General features: G+C 64.3%; 18 protein-coding genes. 8 read left to right on the top strand and 10 right to left on the bottom strand.

Translation table 11 applies throughout. The features are described from left to right. Window positions 1-109: 109 nt before the first annotated feature. Genes dapE through ACIQUI_RS22055 form a run of 3 tightly spaced genes read left to right on the top strand, consistent with a single transcriptional unit; the run spans window position 110 to window position 2468 of the window. Entirely contained in the window at window positions 110-1261 is a 1152-nt protein-coding gene (gene dapE / locus ACIQUI_RS22065; RefSeq protein WP_403202709.1) for a succinyl-diaminopimelate desuccinylase, read from the top strand. Then, window positions 1261-2073, top strand: a complete 813-nt coding sequence (locus ACIQUI_RS22060; RefSeq protein WP_403202707.1) for a putative RNA methyltransferase — start codon at window positions 1261-1263, stop codon at window positions 2071-2073. Before dapE ends, ACIQUI_RS22060 begins: the two co-directional genes overlap by 1 nt. A 17-nt stretch (window positions 2074-2090) precedes the next feature. Then, window positions 2091-2468, top strand: a complete 378-nt coding sequence (locus ACIQUI_RS22055) for a hypothetical protein (RefSeq protein WP_403202705.1) — start codon at window positions 2091-2093, stop codon at window positions 2466-2468. Between the two features lie 118 nt (window positions 2469-2586). Here the strand turns inward: ACIQUI_RS22055 and ACIQUI_RS22050 are convergent, their stop codons facing one another. Then, the gene (locus ACIQUI_RS22050; protein WP_003252255.1) at window positions 2587-2796 is read right to left on the bottom strand and encodes a cold-shock protein; all 210 of its coding nucleotides are present in this window, start codon (window positions 2794-2796) and stop codon (window positions 2587-2589) included. Window positions 2797-3028: 232 nt separating this feature from the next. Here ACIQUI_RS22050 and plsB point away from each other — a divergent pair, with 232 nt between their 5' ends. The 3 genes from plsB to ACIQUI_RS22035 all read left to right on the top strand — a co-directional run bounded on the left by plsB (window position 3029) and on the right by ACIQUI_RS22035 (window position 6710). After that, the gene (gene plsB / locus ACIQUI_RS22045; protein ID WP_403202704.1) at window positions 3029-5515 is read left to right on the top strand and encodes a glycerol-3-phosphate 1-O-acyltransferase PlsB; all 2487 of its coding nucleotides are present in this window, start codon (window positions 3029-3031) and stop codon (window positions 5513-5515) included. Between the two features lie 76 nt (window positions 5516-5591). Further along, complete coding sequence (locus tag ACIQUI_RS22040; RefSeq protein ID WP_391130187.1) at window positions 5592-5990, top strand: YbaY family lipoprotein; 399 nt, start codon at window positions 5592-5594, stop codon at window positions 5988-5990. A 33-nt stretch (window positions 5991-6023) separates the two neighbouring features. Further along, window positions 6024-6710 (top strand): DUF4197 domain-containing protein, encoded by a 687-nt coding sequence (locus ACIQUI_RS22035; RefSeq protein WP_403202701.1) that lies wholly within the window; start codon window positions 6024-6026, stop codon window positions 6708-6710. A gap of 127 nt (window positions 6711-6837) precedes the next feature. On the opposite strand, the gene ACIQUI_RS22030 is transcribed toward ACIQUI_RS22035, so the two are convergent. Further along, a complete protein-coding gene (locus tag ACIQUI_RS22030) occupies window positions 6838-9903 on the bottom strand; it encodes an efflux RND transporter permease subunit (protein WP_403202700.1) in 3066 nt (1021 codons plus the stop codon). Window positions 9904-9909: 6 nt separating this feature from the next. Next, window positions 9910-11010 carry an efflux RND transporter periplasmic adaptor subunit gene (locus ACIQUI_RS22025; protein WP_403202697.1) on the bottom strand — a complete coding sequence of 367 codons (1101 nt, stop codon included), beginning with the start codon at window positions 11008-11010 and terminating at the stop codon, window positions 9910-9912. A gap of 156 nt (window positions 11011-11166) precedes the next feature. Between ACIQUI_RS22025 and ACIQUI_RS22020 the strand changes: the two genes are divergently transcribed. Next, complete coding sequence (locus ACIQUI_RS22020) at window positions 11167-11808, top strand: TetR/AcrR family transcriptional regulator (protein ID WP_403202695.1); 642 nt, start codon at window positions 11167-11169, stop codon at window positions 11806-11808. A 132-nt stretch (window positions 11809-11940) separates the two neighbouring features. Here ACIQUI_RS22020 and ACIQUI_RS22015 read toward each other — a convergent pair whose 3' ends face one another. Next, window positions 11941-12717: a class I SAM-dependent methyltransferase gene (locus ACIQUI_RS22015; RefSeq protein WP_403202693.1), complete on the bottom strand. Its 777-nt coding sequence runs from the start codon at window positions 12715-12717 to the stop codon at window positions 11941-11943. Window positions 12718-12820: 103 nt separating this feature from the next. On the opposite strand from ACIQUI_RS22015, the gene ACIQUI_RS22010 reads away from it, so the two are divergent. Then, the gene (locus tag ACIQUI_RS22010) at window positions 12821-13441 is read left to right on the top strand and encodes an energy transducer TonB (protein ID WP_403202691.1); all 621 of its coding nucleotides are present in this window, start codon (window positions 12821-12823) and stop codon (window positions 13439-13441) included. Between the two features lie 2 nt (window positions 13442-13443). Here the strand turns inward: ACIQUI_RS22010 and ACIQUI_RS22005 are convergent, their stop codons facing one another. From ACIQUI_RS22005 to adk, 6 genes are all read right to left on the bottom strand, one after another. Beyond that, complete coding sequence (locus ACIQUI_RS22005) at window positions 13444-14133, bottom strand: extensin family protein (protein WP_403202689.1); 690 nt, start codon at window positions 14131-14133, stop codon at window positions 13444-13446. After that, complete coding sequence (locus ACIQUI_RS22000; RefSeq protein WP_403202687.1) at window positions 14133-14963, bottom strand: oxaloacetate decarboxylase; 831 nt, start codon at window positions 14961-14963, stop codon at window positions 14133-14135. The genes ACIQUI_RS22005 and ACIQUI_RS22000 overlap by 1 nt, the downstream gene beginning before the upstream one ends. Before the next feature lie 28 nt (window positions 14964-14991). Beyond that, complete coding sequence (locus ACIQUI_RS21995; RefSeq protein WP_403202685.1) at window positions 14992-15861, bottom strand: DUF72 domain-containing protein; 870 nt, start codon at window positions 15859-15861, stop codon at window positions 14992-14994. Window positions 15862-15864: 3 nt separating this feature from the next. Then, window positions 15865-16155, bottom strand: a complete 291-nt coding sequence (locus tag ACIQUI_RS21990; protein ID WP_403202683.1) for a hypothetical protein — start codon at window positions 16153-16155, stop codon at window positions 15865-15867. A 131-nt stretch (window positions 16156-16286) separates the two neighbouring features. Then, window positions 16287-16961: a tRNA (adenosine(37)-N6)-threonylcarbamoyltransferase complex dimerization subunit type 1 TsaB gene (gene tsaB / locus ACIQUI_RS21985; RefSeq protein ID WP_403202681.1), complete on the bottom strand. Its 675-nt coding sequence runs from the start codon at window positions 16959-16961 to the stop codon at window positions 16287-16289. 286 nt (window positions 16962-17247) lie between these two features. Continuing rightward, window positions 17248-17898, bottom strand: a complete 651-nt coding sequence (gene adk / locus ACIQUI_RS21980) for an adenylate kinase (RefSeq protein WP_012270800.1) — start codon at window positions 17896-17898, stop codon at window positions 17248-17250. Between the last annotated feature and the right edge of the window lie 2 nt (window positions 17899-17900).

The following is a 17900-nucleotide window of genomic DNA, read 5'->3' as shown; positions in this document are numbered from 1 at the left end:
GTACCTGTGGGAGCTGGCTTGCCGGCGATTGGGCCGTGCCGCCTGAAACCATTTGATATAAGATAACGCCCCTCAGATTTCCCCGCCTTGCCTTGCCCCGGAGTTCCCCATGACGGCCCCTGCCGAGCTCTCGCCTACCCTTCAACTGGCCTGCGACCTGATCCGTCGCCCCTCGGTCACCCCCGTCGACGCCGACTGCCAGGCGCAGATGATGAACCGCCTGGGCGCCGTCGGTTTCCGGTTGGAGCCGATGCGCATTGAAGACGTCGACAACTTCTGGGCCACCCATGGCAACCAGGACGGCCCAGTGCTGTGCTTTGCCGGCCACACCGACGTGGTGCCCACCGGCCCGGTGCAGCAATGGCAGCATGAACCGTTCGAAGCACTCATCGATGCCGACGGCATGCTCTGCGGCCGTGGCGCCGCCGACATGAAAGGCAGCCTGGCGTCCATGGTGATCGCCAGCGAGCGCTTCGTGCAGGACCACCCGAACCATCGCGGCAAGGTTGCCTTCCTGATCACCAGCGACGAGGAAGGCCCGGCACACCACGGCACCAAGGCCGTGGTCGAACGCCTGAAAGCGCGCAACGAACGCCTGGACTGGTGCATCGTCGGCGAACCGTCCAGCACCACCCTGCTGGGTGACGTGGTCAAGAACGGCCGCCGCGGCTCACTGGGTGCCAAGCTGACCGTGCGCGGCAAGCAGGGCCACGTGGCCTACCCGCACCTGGCGCGCAACCCGATTCACCTGGCGGCCCCTGCCCTGGCCGAGCTGGCCGCCGAGCACTGGGACGAAGGCAATGCGTTCTTCCCGCCAACCAGCTTCCAGATCTCCAACCTCAATTCCGGCACCGGCGCCACCAACGTGGTCCCGGGCGAGCTGACCGCGCTGTTCAACTTCCGTTTCTCCACCGAGTCCACCGTCGAAGGCCTGCAGGCGCGGGTGTCGGCGATTCTCGACAAGCATGAACTGAACTGGTCGATCGACTGGGCGCTGTCCGGCCTGCCGTTCCTCACCGAGCCCGGTGAACTGCTCGACGCCGTGGCGCACAGCATCAAGGGCGTCACCGGTCGCGACACCCAGCCCTCCACCAGCGGCGGCACCTCCGATGGCCGCTTCATCGCCACCATGGGTACCCAGGTGGTCGAACTGGGCCCGGTCAACGCCACCATCCACCAGGTAGACGAGCGGATTCTGGCCAGCGACCTCGACCTGCTGACCGAAATCTACTACCAGACCCTGGTCCGGTTGCTCGCCTGATGCTCGCCTGCCCCCTTTGCCAGGCGCCGCTGAGCCTGCTCGACAACGGTGTGGTGTGCCCGGCCGGCCACCGCTTCGACCGTGCCCGCCAGGGCTACCTGAACCTGCTGCCGGTGCAACACAAGAACAGCCGCGACCCAGGTGACAACCAGGCCATGGTCGAGGCGCGCCGCGACTTCCTCGACGGTGGTCACTATGCGCCTGTAGCCCGCCGCCTGGCAGAACTGGCCGCCGAGCGCCAGCCCGGTGCCTGGCTGGACATCGGCTGCGGCGAGGGTTACTACACCGCGCAGATCGCCAAGGCCTTGCCGGCCGCCGATGGTTACGCGCTGGACATCTCCCGCGAGGCGGTCAAGCGTGCCTGCCGCCGCGCGCCACAAGTCACCTGGATGGTCGCCAGCATGGCTCGCGTGCCGCTGGCCGATGCCAGTTGCCAGTTCATTGCCAGCGTCTTCAGCCCGCTGGACTGGGCCGAGGCCAAGCGCCTGCTCAGCCCCGGCGGCGGCCTGATGCGGGTAGGCCCTACCAGCGGCCACCTGATGGAACTGCGCGAAGTGCTCTACGATGAAGTGCGCCCTTACGCCGACGACAAGCACCTGGCGCTGATCCCCGACGGCATGGCCCACGCCCACAGCGAAACCCTCGAGTTCCGCCTGAGCCTGGCCGACCCCGAGGCCCGCGCCGACCTGCTGGCCATGACCCCGCACGGCTGGCGTGCCAGCGCGGAAAAACGCGCATTGGTGATCGACCAGCCCGAGCCGTTCGAGGTTACGGTTTCCATGCGTTATGACTATTTCGTGCGCCAAGACTGAGCACACCCGGAGCCCTTATGCGCCAACCTGATATCGAGATTTACCTGAAGGACGCCGACGTCGACCACAAGCAGATCGCCGAGTGGCTCGCCCAGGCAATCGGCCCGTGCAGCGAATGGCAGCAGAAAGGCCATACCTTCAAATGCCAGGCCGGTAACATTCCGGTCACCTGGTTACCCAAGGCTGTAGGGAAATGGAACAGCCTTTACCTGGAAAGCGACCAGACGCCGTGGGCCGATGATGTCGCCTGCGCCCGCGCCGCGTTCGCCGCGCTGGGTGTGGAAGTGCGCTGCGCGCCGGGTGGCTGGGTCGAGGAAGACGGGGAGGAAGACGCCGACCGCTGGGTCCGCATCAGTGCCGACGGTGAAGAGGAAATCACCTGGCGTACTTCTTGATCGGCATTCTTTGTGGGAGCCCGGCTTGCCGGCGATGCAGGCAACACGGTGCCTGGCACCGGCTTCGCCGGTGATCGCCGGCAAGCCAGCTCCCACAACAAGCCTTAAAGCATGAGGCTCAGAGGCCCACTACGTCTTCGGCTTGCAGGCCTTTCTGGCCCTGCACGCAGGCGTATTCCACGCGCTGCCCTTCAACCAGGGTACGATGCCCCTCACCGCGGATCGCCCGATAGTGGACGAATACATCCGCACCACCTTCGCGCTGAATGAAGCCATAACCCTTGGCATCGTTGAACCACTTTACATTCCCAGTCTCACGAGACGACATCTGAACTACTCCGGATTTTTATTGTGAAGATCGCCTTGCAGGCATGAGGTTACCTGCCCCGTGCCAACGCCGCTTGCCGAATATCCTGCAAGTGGCAGGCCGAGTATATGACACAGAACAAAAAAAATTGATGACGGCCCCGCCATTGGCCGATTTTTGCTGAACTTACGCCGATACGGCAGACTAAATAGCTGGATACTCACCTGAACATCACACCCAGGGCACACACCCCATGACCCGTTCCCCCTTGCACCGCCTGATTTTCGGCGGCCTGCGTCGCCTGTTGTACCTGTGGGTGCGCTCCGAGACCATCAACCAGTCCTCCATGTCCCTCAACCTCGACCGCAGCCGGCCGGTGTTCTACGCACTGCCCTCGCCCGCGCTCACCGACCTGGCAGTGCTTGACCACGAATGCACCAAGGCGGGGCTTCCGCGCCCGGTGCTGCCGGTATCCGTCGGCCCGCTGCAGGAGCCGGCCGCGTTCTTCTACCTCACACCCGACCCGGACTGGCTTGGCCGCCAGGACAAACGCGGCGCCCCGCCCACGCTTGAACGCCTGGTCGCTGCCGTCAGCCAGCATGCCGAGGAAGATGCGCAGATCATTCCGGTCAGCGTGTTCTGGGGCCAGACACCCGCCAGCGAGTCCAGCCCGTGGAAGCTGCTGTTCGCCGACAGCTGGGCGGTGACCGGGCGCCTGCGCCGGTTGCTGACTGTATTGATTCTGGGGCGCAAGACCCGGGTGCAGTTCTCTGCGCCGATCCACCTGCGCGAACTGGTGCAGCACAACAAGGGGCACGAGCGCACCGTGCGCATGGCCCAACGCCTGATGCGCGTGCATTTTCGCAACCTCAAGACGGCCGTCATCGGCCCCGACATCTCGCACCGGCGCAACCTGGTCAAAGGCCTGATCCACGCCCCGCAGGTGCGCCAGGCTATCGTCGACGAAGCACAGCGCGAGAACCTGCCGCTGGCCAAGGCCGAGGCCCAGGCACTGCGCTACGGCAACGAGATTGCTTCGGACTACACCTACACCGCCATCCGCTTCCTCGAAGTGGTGCTCAGCTGGTTCTGGAACAAGATCTACGACGGCATCAAGGTCAACCACATCGAGCAGGTGCAGGGCATCGCCCCCGGCCATGAAGTGATCTACGTGCCCTGCCACCGCAGCCATATCGACTACCTGCTGCTGTCGTACCTGCTGTTCCGCAACGGCCTCACCCCGCCACACGTGGCAGCGGGCATCAACCTGAACATGCCGGTGGTCGGCAACCTGCTGCGGCGTGGCGGCGCCTTCTTCATGCGCCGCACGTTCAAGGGCAACCCGCTGTACACCGCCGTGTTCAACGAGTACCTGCATACCCTGTACACCAAGGGCTTCCCGGTCGAATACTTCGTCGAAGGCGGCCGCTCGCGCACCGGGCGCATGCTGCAACCGCGTACCGGCATGCTGGCCATCACCGTGCGCAGCTTCCTGCGCTCGTCACGCACGCCGATCGTGTTCGTGCCGGTGTATATCGGCTACGAGCGCGTGCTCGAAGGCCGCACCTACCTGGGCGAGCTGCGCGGCGCCAGCAAGAAGAAGGAGTCGGTGTTCGACATCTTCAAGGTGTTTGGCGCGCTCAAGCAGCGCTTTGGCCAGGTCTACGTCAACTTCGGCGAACCCATCCGCCTGGCCGGTTTCCTTGACGAGCAACAGCCCGGCTGGCGTGAGCAGGACCACGGTCCGCAGTACCGCCCGGCCTGGCTCAATGCCGCCACCACCCGCCTTGGCGAAACCGTGGCCCGTCACCTCAACGAGGCAGCGGCTATCAACCCGGTCAACCTGGTGGCATTGGCACTGCTGTCCACCAGCCGCCTGGCGCTGGACGAACGCGCGCTGACCCGTGTGCTCGACCTGTACCTGGCCTTGCTGCGGCAGGTGCCCTACTCGCCACACACCACCTTGCCTGATGGCGACGGCCAGGCGCTGATCGAACATGTGCGCAGCATGAACCTGGTGGCCGAACAGAAGGACGCCCTGGGCCGCATCCTGTACCTGGATGAAGGCAATGCGGTACTGATGACCTATTACCGCAACAATGTGCTGCACATCTTCGCCCTGCCGGCGCTGCTGGCCAGCTTCTTCCTCAGCAGCTCACGCATGAGCCGCGAACTGCTCGGCCAGTATGTGCATGCGCTGTACCCGTACCTGCAGGCCGAACTGTTCCTGCGCTGGACGCCAGAGCAACTGGACGAAGTGATCGACCAGTGGCTGGCCGCACTGGTCGAACAGGGCCTGCTGCGCCAGGACGGTGATGTGTACATACGCCCGGCACCCAGCTCGCGGCAATTCGTGCTGCTCACCCTGCTCGCCCGCACCATCACCCAGACCTTGCAGCGTTTCTACATGGCCACCTCGCTGCTGCTCAACAGCGGCCAGAACAGCCTCAGCGCCGAGGCGCTCGAAGACCTGTGCGTGATGATGGCCCAGCGCCTGTCCATCCTGCACGGCTTGAATGCCCCGGAGTTCTTCGACAAGACGCTGTTCCGCCACTTCATCCAGACCCTGCTTGAGCAAGGCGTGCTGCATGCCGATGACCAAGGCAAGCTGGGCTACCACGACAAGCTCGGCGAGTTGGCCGAGGGCGTGGCCAAGCGTGTGCTGTCTGCCGAGCTGCGCCTGTCGATTCGCCAGGTTGCCTTGCACCGTGACGATGGCCTGGAAACTTCGACCATCTAACGCATCATCTGCCGGGGAAATCCGCTAAAGTCCCTGGGGTTGGCCACAAGCCAGCCCCAAGGACTTCGGAGATTCCATGAAAAAGCTCTTTATGCTGTGTTGCGCATCCCTGCTCGCAGCCTGCTCCAGCCACACCCCATCCACCCAGGCCAGCCTGGACGGTGAAGTCTTCTACCTGCAGCGTATTGCCCTGCCACCTGCCGCTACCCTGAGCGTGGAGTTGCAGGATGTTTCGCTGATGGACGCCCCTGCCGTGACCCTGGCCCGCCAGGCCGGCCCGGTCAAAGGCAACGTGCCACTGCCTTTCCATCTCACATACGACCCGGCCCAGGTCAAACCCGGCCACCGCTATTCGGTTAGCGCGCGCATCGAGCTGGATGGCAAACTGCTGTTCATCAATACCGAGCACCATGGTGTGATGCTCGACGGCAGCGACCCGAAATCGGTACGCATCAAGGTCGACCCGGTTCGCTGATACCCGTTTCTATCTGTTTACAAGGAAAGCTTCATGATCCGCACTTCCCTGCGCTTTACCACCCTGTGCGCCGGCCTGCTGCTTTCGGCCAGCGCCCTGGCCCTGTCGCTGGGCGACCTGACCCAGAAGGACGCCACCGGTGGCCTGAAAGATGCCCTGACCCAAGGCGCGCAGCTGGCCGTCAAGCAGCTGAGCACCCCAGGCGGTTTCAGCAACAACCCGGACGTGCGCATTGAATTGCCGGGCAACCTGGGCAAAGCGGCCAAAGCCATGAAGATGTTCGGCAAGGGTGACCAGGTCGAAGCCCTGGAAACCAGCATGAACAAGGCTGCCGAAGCTGCCGTGCCACAAGCCCAGGCGATTTTGGTAGATGCCGTGAAGAACATGAGCGTGACCGATGCCAAGGGCATCCTCAGCGGCGGTGACGACTCCGCCACCCAATACCTGAACAAGAGCAGCCGCGAGCAGATCCGCGCCAAGTTCCTGCCGATCGTCAAGCAGGCCACCGACAAGGTGGGCGTGGCCCAGCAGTACAATGCCTTTGCTGCACAGGCCAAAGGTCTGGGGCTGGTCAAGGATGACGCCAATATCGAGAACTACGTGACCGAGAAGGCGCTGGATGGCCTGTTCGAGATGATTGGCAAGCAGGAGCAGAGCATTCGCCAGAACCCGGCGCAGGCGGCTACCAGCCTGGCCAAGAAGGTCTTCGGCGCCCTGTGATGGCCCTGGGGGCTGCTGCGCAGCCCATCGCGACGCAAGGCCGCTCCCACATTGATCGGCGTATGCAGGACCTGTGTGGGAGCGGCCTTGTGTCGCGAAAGGAGGGCGAAGCCCTCCCCTGCGGTCTTCAGCCCTTCTTCACCCTGAACCACGCCGCATACAACGCTGGCAGGAACAACAAGGTCAACGCCGTGGCCACGATCAACCCACCCATGATCGCCACCGCCATCGGCCCGTAGAACACGCTGCGTGACAGCGGAATCATCGCCAGCACCGCCGCCAGTGCGGTCAGCACGATCGGCCGGAAACGCCGCACCGTGGCCTCGATGATCGCCTGCCAACGCTCCATACCGGCCGCAATGTCCTGCTCGATCTGGTCCACCAGGATCACCGAGTTGCGCATGATCATCCCCGCCAGGGCAATGGTGCCCAGCATGGCGACAAAGCCGAACGGCTGGCGGAATACCAGCAGGAACAGGGTCACGCCAATCAGCCCAAGCGGCGCGGTAAGGAACACCATCACCGTGCGCGAGAAGCTGCGCAGCTGGATCATCAGCAAGCTCAGCACCACCACCACGAACAGTGGCATGCCGGCGTTTACCGACTTCTGTCCGCGCTCGGAGTCCTCCACCGTGCCGCCCACTTCCAGCAGGTAGCCGTCCGGCAGCTTGGCGCGTATCGCTTGCAGGGTCGGTTCGATCTGCTTCACCAGCGTGGCAGGTTGCTCCTTGTCGTAGATATCGGCGCGCACCGTCACCGTCGGCAGGCGGTTGCGGTGCCAGATGATGCCTTCTTCGAAGCCATACTCCAGGGTCGCGACCTGCGACAGCGCCACGCTCTGGCCATTGTCGGTGGGCAGTGCCAGGCTGCCGAGGTTGCCCAGTTCACCGCGCTCCTGTTGGGTGCCGCGCAGCAGGATCTCGATCAGCTCGTTGTCCTCGCGGTACTGGCTGACCGTGGTGCCGGTCAGCGAGCTTTGCAGGAAGCTGGACAAGTGCGCAGTGCTCACCCCCAAGGCGCGGGCACGGTCCTGGTCGATCTCCAGGAACACCGCCTTGCTCGGCTCTTCCCAGTCCAGGTGCACGTTGACCACATGCGGGTTCTCACGCACCTTGTCGGCCACTTCACGGGCCAGCGCACGGGCCTTCTCGATGTGCTCGCCAGTGACCCGGAACTGCACCGGGTAGCCCACGGGCGGGCCGTTTTCCAGGCGCGTCACCCGCGCGCGCAGGTCGGGGAACTGCTGGTCCACGGTGCTGATCAGCCAGCTGCGCAAGCGTTCGCGGTCTTCCATCGACTTGGCCAGCACCACGAACTGGGCAAAGCTGGCGGCCGGCAGTTGCTGGTCCAGCGGCAGGTAGAAGCGCGGCGAACCAGTGCCCACGTAGGCCACGTAGTTGTCGATACCCTCCTGCTGCTTGAGCAGTGCCTCCAGTTGCTTGACCCGTTCGGCGGTGTTGGCCAGCGAGGCGCCTTCGGCCAGCTTCAGGTCAACCATCAGCTCTGGGCGCCCGGAGGCCGGGAAGAACTGCTGGGGCACGAAACGGAACAGCAGGATGCTGCCGACAAACGCTGCAATGGTCAGCAGGATCACGGTCTTGCGCCGCCGCACGCACCACTCCACCACCCGCCGCACACGCTGGTAGAACGGCGTTGCGTAAGGGTCTGGCGCGTGGCCGTCCGTGCCATGGCGTGCGGCATGCAGCTTGGCCAGGTCTGGCAGCAGGCGCTCGCCAAGGTAGGGCACAAACACCACGGCTGCCACCCATGAGGTCAGCAACGCGATGGTCACCACCTGGAAGATCGAGCGGGTGTATTCCCCGGTGCTCGAGGCAGCAGTGGCGATGGGCAGGAAGCCCGCCGCGGTAATCAGGGTACCGGTGAGCATCGGGAATGCAGTGCTGCTCCAGGCATAGCTGGCCGCCTTGAGGCGGTCATAGCCCTGCTCCATCTTGATCGCCATCATCTCTACGGCAATGATCGCGTCGTCCACCAGCAAGCCCAGCGCCAGCACCAGCGCGCCGAGGGAGATCTTGTGCAGGCCGATGCCGAAGTAATGCATGGCGGCAAAGGTCATGGCCAGCACCAGCGGGATGGCCAGCGCCACTACCAGGCCGGTACGCAGCCCCAGCGAGAAAAAGCTCACCAGCAGCACGATGACCAGTGCCTCGACCAGCACCTGGACAAACTCGCCCACACCGGCCTTCACCGCCGCCGGCTGGTCCGAGACTTTGCGCAGCTCCATGCCGGCAGGCAAGTTGCGCGCCACGCGTTCGAACTCGCCTTCCAGGGCCTTGCCCAGCACCAGGATGTCGCCGCCGTCTTTCATCGACACGGCCAGGCCAATGGCATCTTCGCCCATGAAGCGCATGCGCGGTGCGGGTGGGTCGTTGAAGCCGCGGTGCACGTCCGCCACATCGCCTATGCGGAAGGTGCGGTCACCCACACGGATGGGGAACTGGCGTATCTGCTCGACGCTGTCAAAGCGCCCGCTCACCCGCAGTTGCAGGCGCTCGCTGGGTGTTTCGAAGAAGCCTGCCGTGCTTACCGCGTTCTGCTCCTGCAACGCCTTCTGCACAGCCTCCAGCGGCACGCCAAGGGTAGCCAGCTTGAGGTTGGACAGCTCGATCCAGATTTTTTCGTCCTGCAGGCCGACCAGCTCGACCTTGCCCACATCCTTGACCCGCTGCAGCTGGATCTGGATGCGGTCGGCGTAATCCTTGAGCACCGCATAGTCGAAGCCCTCGCCGGTCAGCGCATAGATGTTGCCGAAGGTGGTGCCGAACTCATCGTTGAAGAACGGGCCCTGGATCTCCGGTGGCAGAGTGTGGCGAATGTCCGCGACCTTCTTGCGGATCTGATACCACAGCTCGGGGATGTCCTTGGAATGCAGCGAGTCGCGGGCCATGAAAGTGACCTGCGATTCGCCCGGGCGGGAGAACGAGACAACCTTCTCGTACTCGCCGGTTTCCATCAGCTTCTTCTCGATGCGCTCGGTGACCTGGCGCGACACTTCCTCAGCGCTGGCGCCAGGCCACAGGGTACGGATGACCATGGCCTTGAAGGTGAACGGCGGGTCCTCGCTCTGGCCAAGCTTGGTGTAGGACATGGCGCCAATGGCCGCCAGCAGGATCATCAGGAACAGGACGATCTGGCGGTTGCGCAGCGCCCAGGCAGAAAGGTTGAAACCCATCGGGACTTACTCCTTGGCCGTCAGGTTCACTACACGGTTGCTGCGGTCCACAGGGCGAACCTCCTGGCCCTCACGCAGTACATGGCCACCGGCGGCGACCACCCAGTCGCCCGGGGCAAGGCCTTCGAGCACTGGCACACTGTCGCTGCCATACGCCCCCAGGCGCACCACGGCCCGCTCCAGGCGGCTGTCCTTGTTGACCCGCCACACATAGGCCTGGCCGTTTTCCGCAGTTACTGCCGACAGCGGCACCGCCAATGGGATCAGCCCCTCATGGGCGATGAACACCCGGGCGCTCTGGCCCAGTTCCGCGGGCGTGGCAGCCGAGGTGAAGGCGATGCGCGCAGCGAAAGTGCGCGAACGTGGGTCGGCAGCCGGTGACAACTCGCGGATGCGCCCCTGGAAGCGCTCTTGCGGGTGCGACCAAAGCTCGACGCTGACCTGTTGGCCGACGGCAAAGCGGGCGAACTGCTGCTCCGGCAGGCCGATGACCACTTCGCGCTCGCCATCGGCGGCCAGGGTGAACACGGTTTGCCCGGCAGCCACCACCTGGCCCACTTCAACCTGACGCTTGGCCACCACCCCGGCCTGCGGCGCGCGCAGCACGGCATATTCGGCCTGGTTGCCAGCCACATCGAACTCGGCCTTGGCCTGTTTCAGGCGGGCAAGGCCGGCGCGGTAGAGGTTTTCGGCATTGTCGAACTGGGAATGGCTGACCATCTGCCGGTCCAGCAGCTTCTGGTAGCGATCACGCTCGGCACGCACCAGCGCCAGGTTGGCCTCGGCAGCTGCCATCTGGGCGCGGTTGGCTTCCAGCTGCAGGCGCACGTCTTGCGGGTCCAGTTCCGCCAGCGGCTGGTCGGCCTTGACCCGCTGCCCCTCCTCGACCAGGCGTTTGCTGACCTTGCCGCCAATGCGGAAGGCAAGCTCCGGCTCGAAGCGCGCACGCACTTCGCCGGGGTAACTGTCGGCAGCGGCTGCGGCTGGCTGCGGCTGCACCACCAACGCCGGGCGCGGCGCTGCAGGCGGTGTGGTTTCCTGGCCGCATGCCGCCAACAACAACGCGGCAACGGCGGGCAGAGCGATGGACAAGGCATGGCGCAACATGATGAATCCTTTCGCGGAGGGCACTTCGAATATTTGTACTGGCGGGTATATTAAGTCAGCCGAGCAATGCCGGGAAGGGTGTGGCGGGTGGTTTTTGCAGGGGCATGGGTTGGGGCTGTGGTGCCCGACCCGTTAAGATGGTGATTCTTCAACCAGATGCAGACCACAATGTCCAACGACGCACCCATCGGCCCAGGCCGGCCAAAGGACCTGGCCAAGCGCGAGGCTATTCTTGAAGCGGCCAAGGCGCTGTTCCTCAGCCTTGGCTACGCCAACACCAGCATGGATGCGGTCGCTGCGGCGGCAGGTGTTTCAAAACTTACCGTGTACAGCCACTTCACCGACAAACAGACCCTGTTCTGTTCGGCGGTAATGGCCACCTGCCAGATCCAGCTGCCTGATTTGCTGTTCGAATACCCGGAAGGTGCACCGGTAGAAGAGGTGCTACTGACCATTGCCCGAGGTTTCCAGGCGCTGATCAGCAGTGACGAAGCGGTCAAGCTCAGCCGCCTGATCATGGCCCAGGGTAGCCTGGACCCGAGCTTTGGCGAGTACTTCTACGAGGCCGGGCCCAAGCGTGTGCTGGCGGGGATGGAAGCGCTGCTGCGCGGGGCGCACGAGCGCGGGCTGCTGCACATCGATAATCCGCTACGGGCGGCGGAGCACTTTTTCTGCCTGGTCAAGGGGGCGCCGGATTACCGCTTGTTGCTGGGGTGCGCAGGGCCGCTGGAGGGGGATGAGGCCGAGGCGCATGTGCGCGAGGTGGTGGGGGTGTTTGTCCGCGCGTTTCAACCCTGAGGCCTATGCGGGGCACTGTGGGAGCGGGCGTGCCCGCGAACACGGGCGCAGCCCGTGCCAGCCACCGCGTCGCCTGCTTCGCGGGCACGCCCGCTCCCACAATGACGGCATTGACCGACAGGTATAGGGAAATCAGGCCTTCAGCGCTTTCTTCGGGTAAATGTCATACCGGCTCGATTTGCCCTCTAAGCTGTGGCTCGGTTTGGGCCCATCAATGATCGGCGCCTTACGCGGCCGCTTCACCACCACCCGGTGGCTGGCCAGCGCCAGGGCAGCTTCGAGCAGTGCCGGCGCGTCGAGGTCATCACCCACTAAAGGCCGGAACACGCGCATTTCCTTTTTCACCAACGCGCTCTTGTCGCGGTGCGGGAACATCGGGTCGAGGTAGATTACCTGCGGCGCCTCGCCTTCCCAACTGCGCATGCGCTCGATGGCATTGCCGGTCAGCAGGCGCATACGCCCGACGATCGGCCCGACCTCGTCATCCGCCCGCGCCCGCGCCAGGCCATCCTCCAGCAACGCTGCAATCAACGGCTGGCGCTCGATCAGGGTCATCTGGCAGCCCAGGCTGGCCAACACGAACGCATCCTTGCCCAGCCCCGCCGTGGCATCCAGCATCTGTGGTCGCACGCCTTGGGCAATGCCTACGGCCTTGGCGATCATCTGCCCGTTGCCACCGCCAAACTGGCGCCGGTGCGCGGCCTGGCCTTCGACAAAGTCCACCCGCACCGGCCCCGGTGCCTGCGGGCCCAATTGCTGGATCTGCAAACCATCAACGCCCACCTGCACGGCAAACCCGGCGGCCTCGTCCTGCAACGGCAGCGCCAGGCGCTCGGCCCACGCAGCGGCCTGCGCCTCGAATTCCGCCGACAGCGCCTCGACCCGGATACCTGTGCCCTGCTCTTCCATCATCAACACCTAGAAATTGAACCCAGCCATTAAGGTATCGGCCATCACGGCCGATACAGGCAATATCCCGCTATTCTGCCAGAGCACAACGCGCGCGACTGCCATGTCAGATACTCTTCCCATCGGCTTGACCTACTTGTCGCCTGTCGGCAACTACAGTCAGCACAACACCCAGGCACTCGGGGGCGTCAGCCACCTGTGGCAGGATTTCTTTGCCCGGGCCATGGCCGAGCAGCAGGAAGAGCCCGTAGACAGCGTCAGCCAGTCGTTCGTGCAGTACGACCAGGACAGCGGCGAACCCATCGGCGGCGCCCGTGCGCTGGCCCTGATCGACGCCCAGCGCGCCTGCCCGGTGCAGGATAAAGTGGTAGCACCGCCCGAGCCATTGTTCCTGCCCAAGGCCGAGCTTGAAGCCAAGCTGCTGCCACCCGCCCCCGAGCCATTCAGCGCCCTCGAACTGATCGAGCAACAGCGGCAGCTCGATATCAGCAACAGCTGGATGCGCCCGGTGGTGATGAGCCAGGGTCAACCCATTGCCGAACCCGGCCCAGGTCCTACCCCTCGCTCGCTGTTCCTGCCTATCGCCGAGCTGGAGAGCAACCTGCTTGACCCAGCGCCTGAGCCATTCGACGCCACCACCTTGGCCAAGCAGCAGAACGACCTGGAATTCGATATCCACTGGGCACGCCCGGTAGTGCTGAACAACGTACGCGTTCACGCCTGAGGCTAACGGCAGACCTGCCAACGCCCCATGTCCAGGTGGAAGTGGTTGTGGTGCGCAGCGTTGTAGTCCGGCCCCAGTACCGTGCTGAAGCTCTCGCAGGCCGCCTGCTGCACTTGCCGCAGGAATTCCGCCTTCTGCCCACCTGCCTGCCAGTCACGCGCCAACACGATGCGCTGGCCGTCCTGCAGGCGAAAACCGCTGATATCCAACGCGTTGGCCGTGGCGTGCTGGCTCAGGCGGCCCTGCTTGCGGTGGTAGACATTGCGGCAGGCAAAGCTGCCCAAATGGTCGACCTGCGTCACCGGCTGCCCCAGTATCCGCTGCGCCACCGGCTGCAAGCCATGGGTCTCGAACAACGCGTAGGCCACCGCCAGCGGGCAACTGGCTAAAAAGCTGCTGCTGAGCCGCGCCTGACCGCCCTCGATACGCCATACGTTTTGCAGCGGGCAGTTGGCCGAAGCCGGGCTGTCGGCTTGCGCCCGGAAACGCAGTTGGCTGGTTTCCAGCGCCTGGCGGCACAGCGCCGGATCATCACGCAGGCGTGCAAGCTTGTACGGGCTCAGCAAGTTGGGCGGCTGCCGCACATCCAGCGGCGCCCAAGGGTTCCATGCGGCAGGTACGCGCCAGCCATAATGCCAGGCCAGGCCAGCCAACAGCAGCAGGCCGGCCAGCAATACCAGCAAAAGCCTCATCAGCGGCGGAACAGGTCGTTGAGCTGGGCGAACGGCAGGGCCTGTTCACCGTAGCCGAACGTGCCCTCATCGCGAATTTCCAGCGCGGCCCGGTGCAAGGCCCCCAACGCAGCACGGGCCAGCGACGAGCCGACGCTGATGCGGCGCACGCCCAGGTCCTGCAACTGGTTAACGCTCAGCGGCACCCCCGCCATGCCCATCAGCACATTGACCGGATGCGGCGCCACCGCCTGCACCACCGCACGCACTTCCTCGGCGGTACGCAGGCCCGGGGCGTAAAGCACATCGGCACCCGCTTCGGCGTAGGCCTGCAAGCGCTTGATGGTGTCGTCCAGGTCCATGCGCCCATGCAACAGGTTTTCCGCCCGGGCGCACAAGGTGAACGGGAAAGGCAGGCTACGGGCAGCCTGCACGGCGGCTCGAACACGCTCCACGGCCAGCCCCGAATCATAGATGGGCGACTCACTACGGCCACTGGCATCCTCGATGGAGCCCCCCACCAGGCCTGCTTCAGCGGCACGCAAAATGGTATTGGCACACGCCTCGGGCAGGTCACCAAAGCCGTTCTCAAGGTCCGCAGCCACCGGCAAGGCGGTGGCATCGACAATCTCCCCGGCATTGTCCAGGGTATCTTCCAGGGTCAAGGCACCTTCGGCATCCGGGCGGCCCAGGCTGAAGGCAAGGCCCGCACTGGTCGTGGCCAGCGCCTCGAAACCCAGGCTGGCCAGCAGCTTGGCAGAGCCCGCATCCCACGGGTTGGGGATGACGAACGCGCCATTACGTTCGTGCAATGCCTTGAAGGCTTGGGCTCGCAGGGTTTGCACATCCATGGTTCAACCTCCGGCAGTCAGGGAAAGGTCAGAGTAGCCCCAGTTGTTCGACCTCGGGCGCGCGTGGCAATTCCGGCAGCGCTGCCAGGCCCGGCAGACGTGCCATCAGCCGTTGATGAAAACGTTGCGCCAGCGCTGCGGCCAGGCGGTTGTCCGAGGTGTGCAGGAAGATGTATGGGCTACGGCCTTCTTCAATCCAGGCGGCAACCTTTTCGACCCAGGGGGTGAGGAAGGCCTCATTGGCCTCCAGCTCCGGGTGGCCGATGAAGCGCACCTGCGGGTGTTGGCTGAAGGCTGCGGGGCGTGGTGGCACCTTGGGCTTCTTGGATTGCGCGTGCAACACGGCAGGGTCGCGCGAGGTGCAACTGAACAGCGCACGCGGGTCAAGGCAGATGCGCTCCACTTCGCGCTCGTGCAACAGGCGGTTGAGCAGGCGCTCGTCTTCACCCTTGGCGAAAAAGGCCTGGTTGCGAACTTCCACGGCCACCGGCGCACCGATTTCATCAAGGAAATGGCACAACTCGCCTAACCGTGATGGGTCGAACTGGGGCGGCAGCTGCAACCAGTATGGCGATACCCGCTGGCCCAGCGGGGCCATCAGCCGGGTGAAATCGAAGGCAGCCTCAAGCTGGTCACGCAGATCGCCCTCGTGGCTGATGTCCCGGGGAAACTTGGCAGTGAAGCGGAAGTGCCCGGGCATCACCTGCGCCCATCGCGCAATGGTGCCAGGGGCGGGGCGTGCATAGAAGGTGGTGTTGCCCTCGACAGCGTTGAACACCTGGCTGTAGAGGCCAAGCATTGCATTGGTGTTGGCGTCAGCGGGGTACAGGTAGTCGCGCCAGGCGTTTTCGCTCCAGGACGGGCAACCGATGAAATAAGGCAGTGGTGATGGACTCATCCATCAAATGTACAGGTCGAGCCCCAGTACTTCCATGTCCCAATCGGTAAAGCCGGCAGTGCTCAGGTAGCTGGCCAGAGCGGTAGCCGTGCGGCGGTCTCGGGCGCGGGGGAAGATCATGTCCTGCTGGCGGGCTGGCAAGCCACCGCTACGACGGCGGGCGGTGGCTTCCACGGGTGCGGGCTGGCTGTCTTCGATCACTTCGGCGTCGTCGATGGCCTCGTCACGCGCCGCTGCCTTGCACGGTGTGCGCTTGACCGGGTAGGACTGTGATGAGAAACCGTCGATACGCATGGCATGAACACTCAGGACCAATGATGGCAATTTAGCAGCATCAGGGTTCCGTCGCTAATGCTTAAGTGATAACTGGACCACAGATCGCACAGAAGGTTTAAGCGTTACCGGCACTAACCGACGAACAGCATTCACTGCTTCTTGGGCGTAGCAACATTATCGCGCAGGTATACCGGTTGCGCCTGGTCGGCGACGATTGCCTCGCCACGCTTCCAGGCAAAGCTGGCCAGGCTGAGGATGTCCTGCGCATCGGGCAAGGCACCGGCATTGCTGGCTGCCACTTGCACGGCCAGGCGCTCGGCGCAGCCCCAACCAGTACCGGCGCCAAACCACTCGCCACTGCCGCCAACGGGCAGCGCCACCTGCTCGGGCGGCAGCACCGCCTCGTGCCCGACCAGGCGCATTTCGCCCGCCGTGGCCTGGTAGCAACCCCAATACACTTCATCCATGCGCGCATCGATGGCCGCAGCCACCTGCTGCACGCCCTGCGCGCGCAGCGCACCCTGGGCCAGCGCGGCCAGGTTGGATACCGGCAATACCGGGCGCTCCAGCGCAAAAGCCAGGCCCTGGACCACACCGATGGCGATGCGCACGCCGGTGAAGGCGCCTGGGCCACGGCCAAAGGCAATGGCATCCAGTTGGTTCAGCGCAACGCCCGACTCGGCAAGCAGCTGCTTGATCATCGGCAGCAGCTTCTGGGCGTGCTGGCGTGGGATCACCTCGTAATGGCTGGTTACCTTGCCGTCATGCAGCAGTGCGACGGAACAGGCTTCGGTGGCGGTATCCAGGGCCAGCAGGGTGGTCATCGAACGGGTATCCAGGTGCGAATGAAAAGAGCGGCAGTATAGAGCAGCAGCGGCGTTGTGTCCCGAAGGGGCGCTGTGTGGGCATGGATCATGTCCTGGCGGGCTGACGACTTCCTTGTGGGAGCGGGCGCGCCCGCGAACACCGGCGCAGCCGGTGCCAGCCACCGCGTTGGGTTCTTCGCGGGCACGCCCGCTCCCACAGGGAACGTGTCAAGGCAGCCAAGGTGCGTTTCAGAAACAACAACGGCCCGCAAGCGGGCCGTTGTCGAAGTGCGCCAGGTGCGGATCAGCTCAGGGCTGCCAGGACCTTGGCAGTGATGGCGTCGACCGAACCGACACCTTCGATGTGGCTGTACTTTGGCTTGCCGGCATTGGCGGCCGACAGCTTCTGGTAGAAGTCCACCAGCGGCTTGGTCTGGGTGTGGTAGACCGACAGGCGATGACGAACGGTTTCTTCCTTGTCGTCGTCGCGCTGGATCAGGTCTTCGCCAGTGACGTCGTCCTTGCCTTCCACTTTCGGCGGGTTGTACTGAATGTGGTAAGTACGGCCCGAGGCCAGGTGCACGCGGCGGCCAGCCATGCGGCCAACGATTTCTTCGTCATCCACGGCAATTTCGACCACGGCGTCGATGTCGACACCGGCAGCGACCATGGCCTCGGCTTGCGGGATGGTGCGTGGGAAACCGTCGAACAGGCAGCCGTTGGCGCAATCCGGCTGGGCGATGCGCTCCTTGACCAGGCTGATGATCAGCTCGTCGGAGACCAGCTGGCCGGCATCCATGACTTTCTTCAGTTCCAGGCCCAGCGGGGTACCGGCCTTGACGGCGGCACGCAGCATGTCACCGGTGGAGATCTGTGGAATACCGAACTTTTCGGTGATGAACTTTGCCTGAGTACCTTTACCGGCCCCGGGAGCTCCCAGCAGAATTACGCGCATCT

Source organism: Pseudomonas sp. NPDC090592, assembly GCF_044769185.1.
Lineage (GTDB): Bacteria > Pseudomonadota > Gammaproteobacteria > Pseudomonadales > Pseudomonadaceae > Aquipseudomonas.
The sequence above is the reverse complement of the archived record's forward strand: the minus strand, read 5'-3'. Positions and strand labels throughout refer to the sequence as shown.

Excerpts from the sequence above, each read along its gene's own strand:
- dapE (WP_403202709.1), top strand. The coding sequence starts at position 110 with ATGACGGCCCCTGCCGAGCTCTCGCCTACCCTTCAACTGGCCTGCGAC.
- ACIQUI_RS22060 (WP_403202707.1), top strand. The coding sequence starts at position 1,261 with ATGCTCGCCTGCCCCCTTTGCCAGGCGCCGCTGAGCCTGCTCGACAAC.
- ACIQUI_RS22055 (WP_403202705.1), top strand. The coding sequence starts at position 2,091 with ATGCGCCAACCTGATATCGAGATTTACCTGAAGGACGCCGACGTCGAC.
- ACIQUI_RS22050 (WP_003252255.1), bottom strand. The coding sequence starts at position 2,796 with ATGTCGTCTCGTGAGACTGGGAATGTAAAGTGGTTCAACGATGCCAAG.
- plsB (WP_403202704.1), top strand. The coding sequence starts at position 3,029 with ATGACCCGTTCCCCCTTGCACCGCCTGATTTTCGGCGGCCTGCGTCGC.
- ACIQUI_RS22040 (WP_391130187.1), top strand. The coding sequence starts at position 5,592 with ATGAAAAAGCTCTTTATGCTGTGTTGCGCATCCCTGCTCGCAGCCTGC.
- ACIQUI_RS22035 (WP_403202701.1), top strand. The coding sequence starts at position 6,024 with ATGATCCGCACTTCCCTGCGCTTTACCACCCTGTGCGCCGGCCTGCTG.
- ACIQUI_RS22030 (WP_403202700.1), bottom strand. The coding sequence starts at position 9,903 with ATGGGTTTCAACCTTTCTGCCTGGGCGCTGCGCAACCGCCAGATCGTC.
- ACIQUI_RS22025 (WP_403202697.1), bottom strand. The coding sequence starts at position 11,010 with ATGTTGCGCCATGCCTTGTCCATCGCTCTGCCCGCCGTTGCCGCGTTG.
- ACIQUI_RS22020 (WP_403202695.1), top strand. The coding sequence starts at position 11,167 with ATGCAGACCACAATGTCCAACGACGCACCCATCGGCCCAGGCCGGCCA.
- ACIQUI_RS22015 (WP_403202693.1), bottom strand. The coding sequence starts at position 12,717 with ATGGAAGAGCAGGGCACAGGTATCCGGGTCGAGGCGCTGTCGGCGGAA.
- ACIQUI_RS22010 (WP_403202691.1), top strand. The coding sequence starts at position 12,821 with ATGTCAGATACTCTTCCCATCGGCTTGACCTACTTGTCGCCTGTCGGC.
- ACIQUI_RS22005 (WP_403202689.1), bottom strand. The coding sequence starts at position 14,133 with ATGAGGCTTTTGCTGGTATTGCTGGCCGGCCTGCTGCTGTTGGCTGGC.
- ACIQUI_RS22000 (WP_403202687.1), bottom strand. The coding sequence starts at position 14,963 with ATGGATGTGCAAACCCTGCGAGCCCAAGCCTTCAAGGCATTGCACGAA.
- ACIQUI_RS21995 (WP_403202685.1), bottom strand. The coding sequence starts at position 15,861 with ATGAGTCCATCACCACTGCCTTATTTCATCGGTTGCCCGTCCTGGAGC.
- ACIQUI_RS21990 (WP_403202683.1), bottom strand. The coding sequence starts at position 16,155 with ATGCGTATCGACGGTTTCTCATCACAGTCCTACCCGGTCAAGCGCACA.
- tsaB (WP_403202681.1), bottom strand. The coding sequence starts at position 16,961 with ATGACCACCCTGCTGGCCCTGGATACCGCCACCGAAGCCTGTTCCGTC.
- adk (WP_012270800.1), bottom strand. The coding sequence starts at position 17,898 with ATGCGCGTAATTCTGCTGGGAGCTCCCGGGGCCGGTAAAGGTACTCAG.